Annotated in this window: 15 protein-coding genes, 1 tRNA gene and 3 pseudogenes; 13 read left to right on the top strand and 6 right to left on the bottom strand. The window is 67.1% G+C overall.

Going from position 1 to position 14,838, the window contains the following annotated elements:
- Positions 1–149 precede the first annotated feature (149 nt).
- On the bottom strand, positions 150–605 hold the full coding sequence (locus ACFOY2_RS26815; RefSeq protein WP_379530840.1) for a GatB/YqeY domain-containing protein: 456 nt from the start codon (positions 603–605) through the stop codon (positions 150–152).
- A gap of 96 nt (positions 606–701) precedes the next feature.
- On the opposite strand from ACFOY2_RS26815, the gene ACFOY2_RS26810 reads away from it, so the two are divergent.
- The 3 genes and pseudogenes from ACFOY2_RS26810 to ACFOY2_RS54750 form a co-directional block, all read left to right on the top strand.
- Entirely contained in the window at positions 702–1,565 is an 864-nt protein-coding gene (locus ACFOY2_RS26810; protein WP_379531061.1) for a metallophosphoesterase, read from the top strand.
- Positions 1,566–1,629: 64 nt separating this feature from the next.
- Positions 1,630–1,703 (top strand) — tRNA-Pro (locus tag ACFOY2_RS26805).
- Positions 1,704–2,194: 491 nt separating this feature from the next.
- Positions 2,195–2,359 (top strand): annotated as a pseudogene (locus tag ACFOY2_RS54750) (IS30 family transposase); the annotation flags it as partial.
- Here the strand turns inward: ACFOY2_RS54750 and ACFOY2_RS26800 are convergent.
- Entirely contained in the window at positions 2,335–2,520 is a 186-nt protein-coding gene (locus tag ACFOY2_RS26800; protein ID WP_379531060.1) for a hypothetical protein, read from the bottom strand. The pseudogene ACFOY2_RS54750 and the gene ACFOY2_RS26800 overlap by 25 nt on opposite strands.
- Before the next feature lie 179 nt (positions 2,521–2,699).
- Positions 2,700–3,299, bottom strand: a complete 600-nt coding sequence (locus ACFOY2_RS26795; RefSeq protein ID WP_379530839.1) for a TetR/AcrR family transcriptional regulator — start codon at positions 3,297–3,299, stop codon at positions 2,700–2,702.
- A gap of 158 nt (positions 3,300–3,457) precedes the next feature.
- On the opposite strand from ACFOY2_RS26795, the gene ACFOY2_RS26790 reads away from it, so the two are divergent.
- The 4 genes and pseudogenes from ACFOY2_RS26790 to ACFOY2_RS26775 all read left to right on the top strand — a co-directional run.
- On the top strand, positions 3,458–4,261 hold the full coding sequence (locus ACFOY2_RS26790) for an alpha/beta fold hydrolase (RefSeq protein ID WP_379530838.1): 804 nt from the start codon (positions 3,458–3,460) through the stop codon (positions 4,259–4,261).
- On the top strand, positions 4,258–5,058 hold the full coding sequence (locus tag ACFOY2_RS26785; RefSeq protein ID WP_379530837.1) for a dihydrofolate reductase family protein: 801 nt from the start codon (positions 4,258–4,260) through the stop codon (positions 5,056–5,058). Before ACFOY2_RS26790 ends, ACFOY2_RS26785 begins: the two co-directional genes overlap by 4 nt.
- A 534-nt stretch (positions 5,059–5,592) precedes the next feature.
- Positions 5,593–6,009 carry a hypothetical protein gene (locus ACFOY2_RS26780; protein ID WP_379530836.1) on the top strand — a complete coding sequence of 139 codons (417 nt, stop codon included), beginning with the start codon at positions 5,593–5,595 and terminating at the stop codon, positions 6,007–6,009.
- A 338-nt stretch (positions 6,010–6,347) separates the two neighbouring features.
- Positions 6,348–6,839: pseudogene (locus ACFOY2_RS26775) on the top strand (transposase); the annotation flags it as partial.
- Between the two features lie 722 nt (positions 6,840–7,561).
- On the opposite strand, the gene ACFOY2_RS26770 reads toward ACFOY2_RS26775, so the two are convergent.
- The gene (locus tag ACFOY2_RS26770) at positions 7,562–8,230 is read right to left on the bottom strand and encodes a TetR/AcrR family transcriptional regulator (protein WP_379530835.1); all 669 of its coding nucleotides are present in this window, start codon (positions 8,228–8,230) and stop codon (positions 7,562–7,564) included.
- Positions 8,231–8,296: 66 nt separating this feature from the next.
- Here ACFOY2_RS26770 and ACFOY2_RS26765 point away from each other — a divergent pair, with 66 nt between their 5' ends.
- From ACFOY2_RS26765 to ACFOY2_RS26745, 5 genes are all read left to right on the top strand, one after another.
- Positions 8,297–8,950, top strand: a complete 654-nt coding sequence (locus ACFOY2_RS26765) for a hypothetical protein (RefSeq protein ID WP_379530834.1) — start codon at positions 8,297–8,299, stop codon at positions 8,948–8,950.
- A gap of 15 nt (positions 8,951–8,965) precedes the next feature.
- Entirely contained in the window at positions 8,966–9,793 is an 828-nt protein-coding gene (locus tag ACFOY2_RS26760) for an NAD(P)H-binding protein (protein WP_379530833.1), read from the top strand.
- Between the two features lie 80 nt (positions 9,794–9,873).
- Positions 9,874–10,371 (top strand): nitroreductase family deazaflavin-dependent oxidoreductase, encoded by a 498-nt coding sequence (locus ACFOY2_RS26755; protein WP_379530832.1) that lies wholly within the window; start codon positions 9,874–9,876, stop codon positions 10,369–10,371.
- 248 nt (positions 10,372–10,619) lie between these two features.
- Positions 10,620–11,519 (top strand): IS5 family transposase, encoded by a 900-nt coding sequence (locus ACFOY2_RS26750; RefSeq protein ID WP_379530831.1) that lies wholly within the window; start codon positions 10,620–10,622, stop codon positions 11,517–11,519.
- A gap of 120 nt (positions 11,520–11,639) precedes the next feature.
- Positions 11,640–11,957 (top strand): recombinase family protein, encoded by a 318-nt coding sequence (locus ACFOY2_RS26745; protein ID WP_379530830.1) that lies wholly within the window; start codon positions 11,640–11,642, stop codon positions 11,955–11,957.
- 952 nt (positions 11,958–12,909) lie between these two features.
- On the opposite strand, the pseudogene ACFOY2_RS26740 reads toward ACFOY2_RS26745, so the two are convergent.
- Together ACFOY2_RS26740 and ACFOY2_RS26735 are read right to left on the bottom strand one after the other, a co-directional pair.
- A pseudogene (locus ACFOY2_RS26740) lies at positions 12,910–13,332 on the bottom strand (RHS repeat-associated core domain-containing protein); the annotation flags it as partial.
- Between the two features lie 540 nt (positions 13,333–13,872).
- Positions 13,873–14,244 carry a VOC family protein gene (locus ACFOY2_RS26735; protein WP_379530829.1) on the bottom strand — a complete coding sequence of 124 codons (372 nt, stop codon included), beginning with the start codon at positions 14,242–14,244 and terminating at the stop codon, positions 13,873–13,875.
- A 63-nt stretch (positions 14,245–14,307) separates the two neighbouring features.
- On the opposite strand from ACFOY2_RS26735, the gene ACFOY2_RS26730 reads away from it, so the two are divergent.
- Positions 14,308–14,766 carry a MarR family winged helix-turn-helix transcriptional regulator gene (locus tag ACFOY2_RS26730; RefSeq protein WP_379530828.1) on the top strand — a complete coding sequence of 153 codons (459 nt, stop codon included), beginning with the start codon at positions 14,308–14,310 and terminating at the stop codon, positions 14,764–14,766.
- The last annotated feature ends 72 nt before the right edge of the window (positions 14,767–14,838 follow it).

Raw genomic sequence — 14,838 nt, 5'->3', positions numbered from 1 at the left:
ATGGACACGGCCGCCGACGGGGCTTGGGAGCTCTGAGACGAGTCGTCATCTCGGCCACCTTGGAGGCTCGGGAGCCCAATGGGGCGGGTCGTCATCCCGACCGCTTCATCCCGGCCGGCTTCAGCCTCTGAACGAGACTCGGCGGCCTATCAGGCGGTGAGACGGGCCCGGACGGCGGCGGCCACACGCCCACCCTCGGCCCTGCCCGCGACCTTCGGATTGACGACCTTCATCACCTGCCCCATCGCCTGCGGCCCGGAAGCCCCCGTCTCGGCGATGGCGGCGTCGACGAGCGCGCCCAGTTCCTCGTCGGAGAGCTGCGCGGGAAGGTACTCCTCCAGCACCGCCTGCTCGTCCAGCTCCGCCTGCGCCTGCTCGGCCCGCCCCGCGTTGCCGAACGCCTCGGCCGCCTCGCGCCGCTTCTTGGCCTCCTTGGTCAGCACCTTGACGACCTCGTCGTCGGTCAGCTCCCTGGCCTCCTTGCCGGCGACCTCCTCGACGTTCACGGCCGCCAGGGCCATGCGGATCGTCCGGAGGCGTACCTCGTCCCGGCTCTTCAGCGAGGCCGTCAGATCGGCCTTCAGCTTGTCCTTCAATGCGCTCATGCGGTCCATCTTGCCGTCTGCGCGGACTGCGCGAACGCAGCGCCGGATGTCGGGCATCATGAAGAGGTGAGGAAAGCCGTCGCAGTGCCACTGTCCATGCTCGGTCTCGGCCTGGCCGGGCTGGGTTACGCCTCCGTGGTGGAGCGCAACTGGTTCCGGCTGCGCCGTTTCGACGTACCCGTCCTGGAGCGCGGCCAGCGTCCTGTGCGCATCCTGCACCTGTCCGACCTGCACCTGACGCCGCGCAGGACCATGCTGATCAACTGGGTCCGCTCACTGGGCGATCTCAAGCCCGACCTGGTCGTCAACACCGGCGACTCCATCGCGCACCCGGAGGCCGTCCCGTCCCTCCTGCACGCCCTGGAACCCCTGCTCTCCCGCCCGGGCCTGTTCGTCTACGGCTCCAACGACCTCTACGCCCCCAAGCCCAAGAACCCGGCACGCTACCTCTGGCGCACCTCCAAGAACGAACGCCGCCAGCACATCCCCACGCTGCCCTGGGAAGAGCTCGGAGCCGGCATGGCGGCCGAGGGCTGGCTCGACATGAACAACACCACGGCCCGCATCAAGGTCGGCGACCTCGACGTGGCCGTGGCCGGCATCCACGACTCCCACATCTCCCGCGACCGCTACGACCTCGTAGCCGGCCCGGCCCCCGCCGACGCCGACCTCCGCCTCGGCGTCATGCACTCCCCCGAGCCCCGCAACATGTCCCTCTTCGCCCAGGACGGCTACCAACTCCTGCTCGCCGGCCACACTCACGGGGGCCAGCTCTGCATCCCGTTCTACGGCGCCCTTGTCACCAATTGCGGCATCGACCGAGCCCGCGTCAAAGGCCTCAACCGCCACGAAAACGCCTGGCTCCACGTCTCCGCCGGCCTCGGCACCTCGCCATACGCCCCCGCCCGCTTCGCCTGCTTCCCCGAAGCCTCCCTCCTGACGCTCGTTCCCCGCCGTTGACCCTGTCACAACTACCTTGGGAGTCCGCTAGACTTTTCCAAGCACGCGCAAGACGGGCGTGCACCGGGGTGTAGCGCAGCTTGGCAGCGCGCTTCGTTCGGGACGAAGAGGTCGTGGGTTCAAATCCCGCCACCCCGACAGCAGTACCGCAGGTCAAGGGCCTGATCGCTGGCAACAGTGATCAGGCCCTTGATCGTTTGACCGTCATTTGACCGTCGCTCTGAACCGCGCCAGGGGTCACTGACGGGTTCAAACGAGTTCCCCTGAGCACCATGATCACCCCACTCCGACCACCGGCCACCGGCCGCAGTTCAAATCACGCGGCCATGTCTCATTCTCCAGGTCGGTGAGCCGCGTCGCGGGCCGCGGGACGCACACGGCAAACCAGCATCGGGTCCGTCTGGCCACCGAGCAGGCGTTGATCGTCAGCATTCCGAGCGAGGACGAGATCGGCAAGTGGCGTCATCTGGTGTATCTCGCGAAGCGGCACGGGTTGGCCCCTGACAGGGCTCGCTGGGAGGAAGCCATGGCCGCAGCAGGAGTCGTGGCCACCGAGGCCCATTACGCCGGGCACCTGGCAGAGCAGGCTGCGACCTGGAGGGTGCGGAAACTGCGGGAGCACTCCGAGGCGTCGTGCCGAGCGCATGCGCGACGCCCTCGTGCAGACCATGGCCACGGTGCCCGCCCATCTCAAGCGCTTCCTCATCTGGGACCAAGGCAGCGAGATGGGCCGCCACCATGAGCTCTCCGTTGCCGCCGGCATGCCGGTCTACTTCCGCGATCCGTCCAGTCCCGACGATGGCCAGCACCGCCGGGCGATACCGACGAACAGGGCGGTCACTACGTCGGTGTCCTGCCACAGCACGTACACCGCCGACAGGACGAGCAGCGCGAGCATGCCGGGCAGCACGAACAGCGTGCCGGCGACCAGGCCACCGCGGGTGCCGTTGAGCAGCCAGCCGACGTAGATGGCCAGTTGCTGGGCTTCGGGGGCCGGGCAGCAGCACCGGGATCACGTGCAGCCGCTACGCTCCTAGCGACCACACACAGTCACCACTACCCTGGCCAGCCCACCGAACTGACGATAGTTGAATAGGCGAGCTCACCAGTCTCGACCCCGGATCCGCGGGCCGATCACGCGCTCCGACTCGGCTCGCCGGATGTGAGCGCGCGGATGACGTGCTCGATCAACGTGTCGAGATACTCGGGTTCCGGCAGGCCGAGATGGAAGACCAGGCGGTGGTAGAGCGGGCCGTAGAACAGGTCGAGGGCGATGTCCAGATTCGCGTCCGGGTGGAGTTGGCCCTGTTCCTGGGCACGCCGCATCCGCTGCTCGAATTCCGCGATGCGTGGCCGGATCAGGCGCTCGCGCAACAGGCCGGCCAGTTCCGGGTCGCTCAGTGCATCAGCGATCAGCCCTGCGAGGGGGGCGTGTGACGGCGGTGAGAGGAAACTGATGACCGCTGCGAGCTGGGTGCGCATGTCGATGGCGAGGTTGCCGGTGTCCGGGTGGGGGGCCGCGATGTCGGCTGCCTCGTGGAGGGCTTCGAGGACGACGGCACCTTTGGACGGCCACCACCGATAGATCGTCTTCTTGCTGACACCGGCGCGTGCTGCGATGCCCTCGATCGTCACACGACCGTACCCCTCCTCAGCACACAGTTCGAGCGCGGCCGCGAGGACCGCGTCGTGACTCTTCTGGCTGCGCCGCTGCGGGTTCGGTGGTTTGATCACGGTGCCAACATAACAAGACACGACACGTAGCGTGTTGACAGATGCATGAGGGAGGAGGCAATCTCTGAGACGCAAGCGACACGCCACGTGTCGTGTCCTGATGGGGTCGCGGGGTCATCGTCCCTGTGCGCTACGCAGCAAAGTGAGTGAGGTTTCACATGGACACGGTGTTCTCTGCCGACGGCACCACCATCGCCTACGAGCAGCAGGGCTCGGGCCCGGCAGTGGTGCTCGTGGGCGGCGCGTTCATGACTCGCGGCGATTCCGCCGCACTGGCCAGTCTGCTGACCGAGCGGTTCACCGTGATCACCTACGACCGCCGCGGGCGCGGCGACAGCGGGGACAACGCGGTCTACGACGTGCAGCGCGAGGTCGAAGACCTGAACGCGCTAATCGAGCGCGCGGGCGGCGAAGCCATGGTCTTCGGCATGTCCTCCGGTGCCGTACTGGCGCTGGAGGCCACTGCCCGGGGCAGCGCTGTGACCCGGCTGGCCCTGTACGAGCCGCCCTTCGTCACGGACGCCAGCCGCCCGCCACTGCCCGCCGACTACGTCGACCACCTGGAGGCACTCGTGGAGCAGGAGGCCTACGGCGACGCCGTGGCCTACTTCATGACCGCCGCCGTGGGCATGCCCGCCGAGGCTGTCGAAGGCATGCGGCAGGCCCCCTTCTGGACCGGCATGGAAGCCATCGCCCGCACCCTGCCCTACGACGGCCGGGTCATGGGAGCCGGCATGTCCGGCCGTCCCCTGCCCGCCGACCGCTGGCAGTCGGTGAAGGTCCCCGTCCTGGTCGGCAGCGGGGACGCCGGCGCGCCGCACATGCTCACCGGGGCGCGGGAACTTGCCGCACTGGCGGACAACTTCGCCCTGCACATCTTCCCCGGCCAGGAACACAACATCGACCCCGGCATCCTCGCTCCCGTCCTGACGGGCTTCTTCACCACCGGAGAGCAGGCGTGAGCAAGACCTTCGCCACCTTGGGCATGTCCTTGAACGGCTTCATCGCCGGCCCCAACTCCCGTCCCGACAACCCGCTCGGTGACGGCGGAACCCGCATCCACGAATGGGTCTACGGTGTTGAGGCCTGGCGGGCCCGCCAGAACGTCAACGGCGGACGGACCAACCAGGACGACGACATCGTCCGAGAGAACTTCACCCGCGCCGGCGCCTACATCATGGGGCGGCACATGTTCGCCGAAGGGGAGGTCGGCTGGTCCGACCCGCCGCCCTTCCGCGCCCCCGTCTTCGTCCTCACCCACACCCCGCGAGACCCCTGGATCAGGCAGGGCGGAACCACTTTCACCTTCGTCACCGAAGGCATCGACACCGCTCTGGCCCTGGCCCGCCAGGTCTCACAGGACAAGGACGTGCAGATCTCAGGCGGCGCCGACACCGTGCGGCAGTTCTTCAACGCCGGGCTCCTGGACGAACTCCAGATCCACCTCGCGCCCCTCGTGCTCGGCGCGGGCGTCCGGCTCTTCGCCGGCTCCTCGTCCGGCCAGCAAATGAGCACGCGGATGGACCGCACAGTGGGCGGGCGCCCAGGCCGCGTGGGCCGACAGGAGCGAACGTGGCGCTGCTTCAGCAGATCGCGGTGCCAGCGAAGGACGGTATCCGGACGCACGAGGAGCCGCAGCCGACGCAGAACCTCGCGCGGTAACGACGTCAGGAGCGCGGCCAGAAAGGCCCGATCCTCGGGAGCGAACCTCACTCTGGTACCAGCGCCGAGCTGCCGTTCAAGAACGGTGATCTGGTGACGTAGCACAAGGATCTCGGCGTCCTTGTCCCTATCCCCCATCGGCAACAACCGCAGCGCGGCAAAGGCATTTATGACGGTCAGATAGGCCAGACGAAAGAGCACAAGCGATCATTCTGCCGCGATCGGCCCCTTCCGAGGACCGAAGCGGCGCACACCAGGAAGAGCCAGGAAAGCCGGATGACCTGCACGGATGAAATTATCGGCAGGCGCAGCCTACCAGCAGGGCGTACAGCGTGGACATCTGATCCGGGTCGAGTCGTGCCTCTGGTCCGCGTGTCTTCTTCGTGCGTAGTCCATCCTCGCCGTGCTCGCGACGGCAGGCAGTTTCGGTACGCCGTCTTACCTTCACACGTCGCAGGAATGCCGTCCCGAAAACGGTCCATTTCGGGACGGTTGTGTGGAGGGCCGCTGCGGAGGATTCCCCTCGCGCCGGTGGTGATGCTTGTCTGTGGTTTGTGTTGTTTGCTCGTGGCAGCCCATGCGGCGGTTCTATCTTCGGTGAAGGGTCTTCTTCGCGTGTGGAGGGGGTTTTGTGGATCCGATTGTGCTGGCCGCGGGTACCGCGCTGGTGACGGCCATGGCCACGGACGCCTGGCAGTCGGCGCGCGAGGGCGCGGTCGCGTTGTGGCGCAAGGTCCGGCCTGAGCAGGCCGAGATCGTCGAGGCCGAGTTGGTGGAGGTGCGCGAGCAGGTGCTGGAGGCTCGCCGGGACGGCGACGCCGACACCGAGCAGGCCCTGGCCGGGGCGTGGCAGGTCCGGCTGCAGCAGTTGCTGCGCGCCGACCCGTCGCTGGCGGTCGAGATCCGGCGGATGCTGGACGAGGTGCTCACCCCGTCGCTGGATCCGACCTCGCGGGAGCGGATCGGTTCGCTGGTGTTGAAAGCCAAGGCCAGCGGGCGCGGCCGTGTCTACCAGGCAGGCCGTGACCAGACCATCCATGAGCGGTGATCCCGGGGCGTCGTCGATGAAGGGCCAGGCTTCGGGGCACGGCCGGGTGTATCAGGCCGGACGGGATCTGATCGTCCACGAGACGGCCACCGTTGAGACGCCCCGTCGGCCGCTGCCCAATGCCGTCCAGGTCCAGTTACCTCCAGGGTTGGCCGGTTTGCCCCGTCGGCGGGCGGCCACATTCGTCGGCCGCGAGCGTTCACGTCCAGGGAGATGGTGTGCGGGTGATCTAGCCCAAGCTGTGGTGCGGGAGAGATCCATGTGACAGAAGACGGCCACGCCGCAATCCTTCGATTCGCTCATATCAACACGAAGGGGACGAAGTGGCCGTCAATGACATTGTGCCTGCTGCCGGGGAGTACTTGGAAGACACTCTCGCCGCGGCGAGCCCGGACCTGCTCCGGACGATGATCCGCGAGTTCGCCCAGCGGATGATGGACGCCGAGGTCGAGCAGTTGCGCGGCGCCGGCTACGGCGAGATCAGCGGCGAGCGGGTCAACACCCGCAACGGTTACCGCGCCCGGCCGTGGGACACCCGCGCCGGGAGCATCGAACTGGCCGTGCCCCGGCTACGCCAGGGCTCCTACTTCCCGGACTTCCTGCTGGACAAGCGACGCCGGGCCGAGCGGGCGCTCACCTCCGTAGTGGCAACCAGCTACCTGCTCGGGGTGTCGACGCGGCGGGTGGAGAAGCTGGCCGAGGCGATGGGCATCACCTCATTGTCGAAGTCGCAGATCTCGGCGATGGCCGCCGAGCTCGACGTGATGGTCGAGCAGTTCCGGTCCCGGCCGCTGGACGGCGGCCCGTACACCTTCGTCTGGATCGCTGCCGAAAAAGGCGATCGGCGATCTGATCACCGCGGGCAAGCCGGTCCTACTCGTCTCAGCTTCCAACGTCCGCGATGGGACGGCGGGGCAGCCATGGCGCAGTGGACTGCCGTACTGATGGGACACCTTCGATGAAGTGGGTCTCGATGCCAACCGGCGGGCGGGGTCGTCGTGCCTTGGAGGGTAAGGGCTGGTGGTGACAAGCCTGAAGATCCCGGACAACCGTGTGATGATCACGGAGCTGAAGCACAGTCCAGCGATGACACGCTCCTGCGGAGATGAACTGGAGGGCTGGTGCGGCGTCATCATGTCCCTGACGAGGTTCGGCAAGGTCGCCGTGGTGCGACTCGACGGTAACCCGTGGGATTGGCCTCGAGGGGTGCGGCGCTGGTCGGTGGCCTTGGATGATCTGACCGTGATCGAAACCGATGAAGACGGCCGCATACAGGAAACCGTCTATCACCTGGGCGTACCGGGCGTGGCGCGAGGATCGTTCAGCATGCAATGCGGCCGGAGACGAGCACGGGTCTTTGCGGGGCCGAGACGCGCCCGTTGCAGTTCTACGGCTGGTCCCTGCGATTCGTGGCCTCGGCCCAGAGAGCCTGTCGGAAGTGCGTTGGGCTGGCAGTCAGGGATGAAGGGTCACATGATCCGCCTGAACGGTCGGCCTGATCCGATCGAACCGCCGGCCCGTGGAGGCTGACCGACGCGCTGATCTGCTTCAATCAGATCTTCCTGGCCATGGCGCTGCTGGGCTTCACCGTCGCCGAACGGCTCAGCAGTTCGCGGGCCAGCGCCTCACCCCACCAGCGCTCGATCCGGTCGGGTGACCAGGAGCGTTCGGTGCGGAGGGTGGTGTAGACGTCGATGTTGCACAGGGCGGCGTAGATGTCGACGGCGGTGGGGGCGTCCAGCCCGGGACGGAGCGTGCCGTCCGGCCAGGAGGAGAACACCTGGAGGCGGTGCTCGCCGACCTGCCGCCGGCCCAGCAGATAGGTGTCCGCGAGCTCGGGCTCGGTACGGCCCGCGTCACGGATCAGAGCGATGAGATCGCCCGCCCGCTCATACAGGCGCCGGTCGTAGCCGGCCATCGTGGCCAGGTGCCGCCGGGGGTCGGCGGTGGCCTCCAACTCGTCGATCGCCTGGGGCAGGTCCGCGGCCAGGTCCGCGGCGTCGGCCAGCGCCCAGACCAGCCCCGCCTTGTTCTGGTACGCCGCGTACACGGTCGGAACGGAGACCCCCGCCTCCCGGGCGACGTCGCGCACGGTGGTCGCCGCCCATCCTTGTGACAGGAACAGCCGGCGCGCGGCGTCGGCGATCTCCGCTCGCGTCTGGTGTGCCTGCGCGACGCGGCGCAGTGAGTTGTAGCGGCGCCGTCCTGGCTCGTTCTCCATGATTGCATCGAGCCTTTCCGTAGCTTATATTCAATATATGCATCATAAATTCAACTGGTGGTCACCGTGACCATCACCAGTCTGGCGGGTGCGGCAGGCATCGGATTCGTGCTGCTCGCGGTCGTCATCAACGTCATCTACGTCCGCGCCGGACTCCCGTTGCCCACCTCCGGCCAATCCCTGGACACGGCCACCGACGCGCTGGCCGGCATCGGCAAGCGGATCAACGCGCCCTCGGTGTTCGCGCCGGCCTCCTGGCTGTTCACCACCCTGTTCGCCGCCGGACTGCTCGCCGTGCTCTGGCGCGGCGACCAGATCGGAAGCAACATCTGGGCCCTGGCCGGCTTCGCCGGCGTCCTCATGCAGAACGCGACGTTCATGGTGGTCGAATCACTGCGGTTCGGGATGGCCGCGGCCGCCCGGCACCACCGCGGCTCAGTGGCCGGACTGTGGGCCTTCAGCACCGTCTTGTTCGGGTTCAACCAGGTCTTCCTGGCCATCGCAGTGCTTGGCTTCACCGCCGCCGGAGCAAGCCTCGCGTTCATCCCCGCCTGGCACGCGTGGCTGGGCTGGATCAGCGCGGCCCTGCTGTTCGTCTCCTCCACGGCCGCCCCGTACAACGCCGACAGCACCAACCGCATCGCGCTGACGGGCCTGTTCGGCTGGCTCGGCTGGGCCTCCTGGATCGTCGTCTACAGCATCTCCCTGCTGAGCATCTGAGGAAGGAGCAGGCACATGATCCTTGTGACCGGGGCCACCGGCCGGATAGGCGGCCGGGTCATTCACGAACTGACCACGGCGGGCGCGGCAGTGCGGGCGCTCACCAGGCGTCCCGACGAGGCTCGGCTGCCCGGCGGCGCCGCGGCCATGCTCGGCGATCTCCGGGTACCGGCGTCCGTCGGGGCGGCGTTCGAGGGTGTGGACGTGGCCTATCTGTTCCCCGTGCCCGGGTGGCCCCTCGCCGACCTGCTGACGCACGCGCGAAAGGCCGGCGTACGCCGGATCGTCCTGCTGTCCTCGGCGTCGCTCCCCGGTGGGCCCAACGTGATCGAGCGGCAGCATCGCGCCAACGAAGACGCCGTACGCGCCTCCGGCCTGCCCTGGACATTCGTCCGGCCGACCGCGTTCATGGCCAACGACCTGTCCTGGGCGCCCGCGATCCGTGCCGAGGACACGGTGCGCAACGCCTTCCCCGACGCCTCGCTGGCACCGGTCGACGAACACGACGTCGCCGCGGTCGTCGCCGCCGCGTTGCTGGACGACGACCGCGTGGGCCACACGTACGAACTGTCCGGGCCGGAACCGCTGACCACCGTCGAACGGGTGGCGATCCTCGGCGAGGCGCTTGGGCGGCCCCTTCGCTTCACCAAGCTGTCGCCGCTGGAGTTCCAGACGGCCCTCGTCGCCGACCACCCACCCGTGATCGCGGATGCCATGATCGGCGTCCTGGCCGCCGCCACTGACGCGACCGCCCCGATCCTCCCAGGGGTGCACCAGGCCACCGGCGGCCCGCCGGGCACATATGCCGAGTGGGCCGACAGACACGCCGACCACTTCCGCTGAAGCCGAAGGGAGCGGACAAACGATGACGAAGGGCGCTCTGAGTGCCGCCCCCATCGCACGATCGACGAAAGGCGCATGACATGGCTGACATGGCCACCGGCCGCTCCGGCAAGGTCGCCGGGCCGACCAGACCGTACCGTGCGGGCCGGATCATCCGGGCGGGCAACGCGATCGTCGGCGTGCTCATCCGTGCGGGCCTGATCCCCCGCGGCTACCTCTTGACCACCCGAGGCCGCAAGAGCGGCCGCCTGCGCACCCAGCCCGTGGCGATCGTCGAACACGAGGGCAGGCGCTGGCTGGTCGCCCCCTATGGGGCGGTTTCCTGGGTGTTCAACGCTCGTGCCACCGGAAAGGTGATGTTGCGCCGCCGGTTCACCGCACGCGCCTACACCATCCGGGAGCTCGCGCCCGCGGAGGCCGGACCCGTTCTGAAGCGCTATGCGGGCTTCTCGGCACCCGCCCGACCGTATTTCCAGGCCACCAAGGACTCCCCGGTGGAGGACTTCGTCGCCGAGGCCGGACGCCACCCGGTGTTCGAGCTCACCCCACTCTACGGCGACCCCTGGTCAACGGTATGACACCTGAGGCCCGATCCGGCACCGACAGGCGAGGAACACGGACTCGCGCACCTCCCCGGTGTGCCCGCTGTCGTCACACGCCGACGCGTGGAGAGGCTCGGGAGACGGGTGCCTGCAGGGTCCAACGCCCACGGATTCATCCACTTAGAGTGCGGTTCGCAAGTCTATGCCCGCGATGTCGCAGTGTGATCGTATGGATTTGTAGCGTTACTGCCGGTTGGCGGGTCCGGTCGTGCTGTGATGGTTGAGTGACTGAGCGCAAGCCGTACCCGAGCGACTTATCCGACGCCCAGTGGGCGTTGATCGAGCCGGTGCTCACGGCATGGAAGGTCGCGCATCCGTCCGTGAGCGGCCACGCGGGCAACTACGAGTTGCGTGAGATCGTCAATGCCATCCGCTACCAGGGGCGGACCGGCGTGCAATGGCACTATCTCCCGCATGACCTGCCGCCCAAGAGCGCGACGTACTACTACTTCGCCAAGTGGCGCGACGACGGCACCGACAAGACGATCCACGACCTGCTGCGCTGGCATCTGCGCGAGAAGAAGAAACGATTAGCCGACCCGAGCCTGGTCGTGCTGGACACCCAGAGCCTCCACGTCGCGGCCGGAGTCCCCGCCTCCACCACCGGAAAAGACGCCGCCAAGAAGGTGCCGGGCAGGAAACGCGGCCGGGCGGTAGACGTACTGGGCCTGGTCATCGCCGTGGTCATGCTGGCCGCCTCGGCCCACGAGAACACCGCCGGGATCGCCCTGCTGAACCGGGTCGCCGCCGGCACCGAGGGCACGGTGACCAAAGCGCTGATCGACCAGGGATTCAAAAACGCCGTCGTCGCGCATGGCGCCGACCTGGGAATCGACGTGGAGATCGTCGAGCGTAACCCCGCCGGCAAGGGGTTCGTCCCCCAGCCCAAGAGATGGGTCGTGGAGCGAACGTACGGCATCTTGATGTTCCACCGGCGTCTGGTCCATCGGATGTTACGTTCCGCAACTCGTCCCGGTACCCCTTTCCGGAACACCTGGCAGCGGCGGCCCTCGGGTACCGCCGTCGCGGGGGAGCTAGCCGCTAGCGCTCTGGTTGGGGTGGGGGCTGCTGGGATGAGTCCTGCCGGTGCAGAAGTTCGCGTAGCGCCTCGCGTACGGGGATGAGGGCGCGGACGAGGTCGGTGAGGGCGGGCGGGATGCGGGTGGCGGTCTGCAGAAGCAGGACGGTTGCGCCGATCGCGGTGAGGATCGTGGTCGTCATGGCGTCCACGTTCGGGCCCGGCGGTGTTCAAGGGCATCGACACCTCCACGCCGGGCGGACGCCTGCAGTTCCATATGTTCGGCGCCTTCGATGAGTTCCTCCGCGAACTCATCATCGAGGGCACCCTGGAAGGACTGGCCTCGGCCCGCGCACGCGGGCGCGTTGGCGGGCGCCCGGCGGCCCTGGACACCCACGGGGTGGAGATGGCCAGCGCGCTGTACAAGATGAAGGGCGTGGACGGCAAGCGCCGCTACACCGTCCAGCAGATCGCCGACCGGCTCGGCGTCAGCCGCGCCACGATCTACCGCCACCTCGACCCCCAAGGGCCGATCTCGACGTAGGAGGAGCACGTTGCTGCGCCGACCACCGGAACCCATACAGATCCATGGGTAACCGAGACACTCAGTACGGGGGCCAGTCCTTGGAGACATCGACACCGTGAGCGCAGCCACCGAACTCGTAGGAGCTCCCACTCACCTCGGCCGCCGTTCGGCGGCTCGCGGGACGACGGCCTGCTGGTCGACACGCTCGGCCTGGTTCTCCTGCGCCATGGCGGATAAAGGGTGGACAGCTCGCCGCTGCCCACCGATGTGAGATCCCTGGTAGTCGCCGCGCCGGCCAAGGATGCTTCAGCCCGTCCAGCCGCCGTCGAGGCCACGATGCCGAACAAGCGCCCTCTCGGAAGGCCGCCGCGCAGGGGCGACAGGCAGGACTCCCCGAGGCAACGGGGTAATGCCAATATCGGACTCCACCATCACCACGCCAGGCGCGTATGAGCGGTACGCCTAATCCTTTGAGGAGGACCGAGCCCGCCACTCCTTCAAGGCAAGAATGCCTAGGACGAGCTCTGCCACACCGTAAATTATGAACTCTCCACGTCCGATGGGGATCTCCATGGTTACGGCAACCAGGATTCGAATGCCGAAACAGGCTAGCCCGAGAAAAAACAGGCTCCGATATGAGTCCCAATAACTCCTGCCGCTCATGCGCGGAAATAACCTCATATTTCCTCTCCGTTTCCGAGTTGACTTTTTATTTCCACCCGTCGGATTGCCTGTGTATCGATGCTGATGGGGATTCTCATGGCCGGGAATATCGGGCCGGCCATGAGAGGTGAAGTCGCGCATAACCTCACCATTATAGCCGAATTCACGCGGCAAGGGCCGGTCAGGGAAATTTTTCCGTCCGTCTTGGGTCACGGTCCCGAGAGCTGCGGGCCAATCCCTCCCTTTTGTTCTTGCGCTTAACTTCCCTACTTGCTGATTGGGATTGGCTACCTCTGCCATTTGGGCCCTATCGGCCTCGGCCGTTTCCTGCGGAGGGATTTGGTGCGGACCGTGCGGTTCTCGTGGCGGTGATGTCAGTGCCGCCTCCCCTTTCCAGATCACGAGCGTCGCAGGGGCCGCCGGAGCCGCCGGAACTACTGCTGTTTCGGTAGGAAAGCCGTTCACGGATTGAGTCGTCCGGCCGGTCTGGGTTGAGACATCCGGCGTCGGGAAAGTGGCCAGTGGGGTCGCGGTAGATGAGGGGGTTGGCGTTGCCGTAGGTGTAGCGGTTGGCCTGAGCTGAGGGGCTGGGAGGAAGGGTCCAGTCGTCGCGACTGGTGAACGCGCCGGTGCTGGGTTGATACCAGCGGGCGTGCATGTTGACGTTGCCGGTGTCGGGGTCGGGGTAGCCGCTTTGGTAGCCGAGGCTGGTCTGGGCGGTGACTTCGCCGAAGGGGGTGTAGGCAGCGGTCGTGGCGAGGGCGGTGCCTGGAGATCAACACGAGGTTGCCGCTGTCATCGGTGATCCTGCGGTGGGGGCACGAGGAGGGTGGATCGGCGGTCAGCTTCGGCAGCGACGCTCACGACCCATCCCTCGTCGCTCACAGGTTCCGAGAGGCGGCGGACATGGCAGAGGCGCACGGATTCCGCCCTGGGCAGGACCCGTACGCTTTCTGGGCGCGTGCGAACTGACGAAAAGTGTCTGGACCTCAAGCACGGCCTCGGCCGCACCGTAGCGTCGTCAGGTCTTGTTGTCGGTGAACCGGCTTGTGATGTGTTGGCTTTGCCACGGATGGGCGGCATAGGAACCCCTATCCGGCCCTCGACGCGCCGAACCATGACCGCCCGGCCTCGACGTCACACTCCGTCCACCCCAAGTGTGAAGAGCCGGACAGGTGATCACCCCGGGGTAACAAACGTCGCCCGGATTCTCGAACCTCGGGCGCAACCGCGGTCTTCGGGGGCCGGTGATTGTCCGGTGGTGTTTGGCCTATCCGGCGCGATCGTGGAGAGTGACCTGGTAGCCGTCGGGGTCGGCGAAGGTGAATGTCCGACCGAAGGGGCCGTCGATCGGTGCGGAGACGATGGTGTGACCGTCGGCGACCAGTGCATCGTGAATGGCTTGGACGTCTGTGGCGTGGAGCCAGATCGCGGCACCGATGCCGGGCTGAGCGACGGATGCGAGATCGGTGCCGGGAACGACGTCGCGGAGTGCGAACGCGATCGGCTTCGTCTCGAAGACGACGGCGTGCGGAGGCCCGGCCTGCGAGCGGACGAGGCCGAGGTACTGCTCGTAGAACGCCTGCGAAGCGTCGAGGTCGCGCGCTTGGAGGGAGATGAAGTCGGGGCCGGTGGCGGGCATGATGATGCTCCTTCTCTTCGTGTCAGTTTCCTGACACAGGTCAATCTATGTCAGAATACTGACATGAGTCAAAACGGTGTCGGCGTCGACCTGGAGACGTCACTGGGCTACCTGCTGAAAGAGGCGTCGAGCGCCCTCCGTGCAGCCATGGAGGAGGTGCTGCGGCCGCTCGGGATGAGCGTGACGCACTACTCCTGCCTCGAACTGCTGGCTCAACGACCGGGCTTGTCGAACTCCGAGCTCGCGCGGGGCGCGTTCGTGACACGGCAGACGATGAACGTGCTGCTCCAGGCCCTGGAACGAGACGGCTACGTGACCAGGCCTGCGGAGGCACCCGTCGGGAAGGCTCTTCCCACGCGGCTCACACCTCGCGGCCGACGGAGCCTCGAGAAGGCGACCGTAGCGGTCCGGTCCGTCGAGGTCAGAATGCTGGCCGGCATGACCGAGACCGAGCAGTCAGACGCGTTCCGGATCCTGCAGAGCATGATCCGTTCCCTACGCGATGGCAACGACGGTGCATAGCTCGTTCCCCTGCGCACGTCTCGTCGCGCCCGGATAGGGGTTCCGGAGATCTGTGAAGCACCGGCTTGTTCG

Origin of the sequence: Nonomuraea purpurea, assembly GCF_042650645.1 — a bacterium.
GTDB lineage: Bacteria > Actinomycetota > Actinomycetes > Streptosporangiales > Streptosporangiaceae > Nonomuraea > Nonomuraea purpurea.
This window is presented reverse-complemented; position numbering and strand designations above follow the sequence as displayed.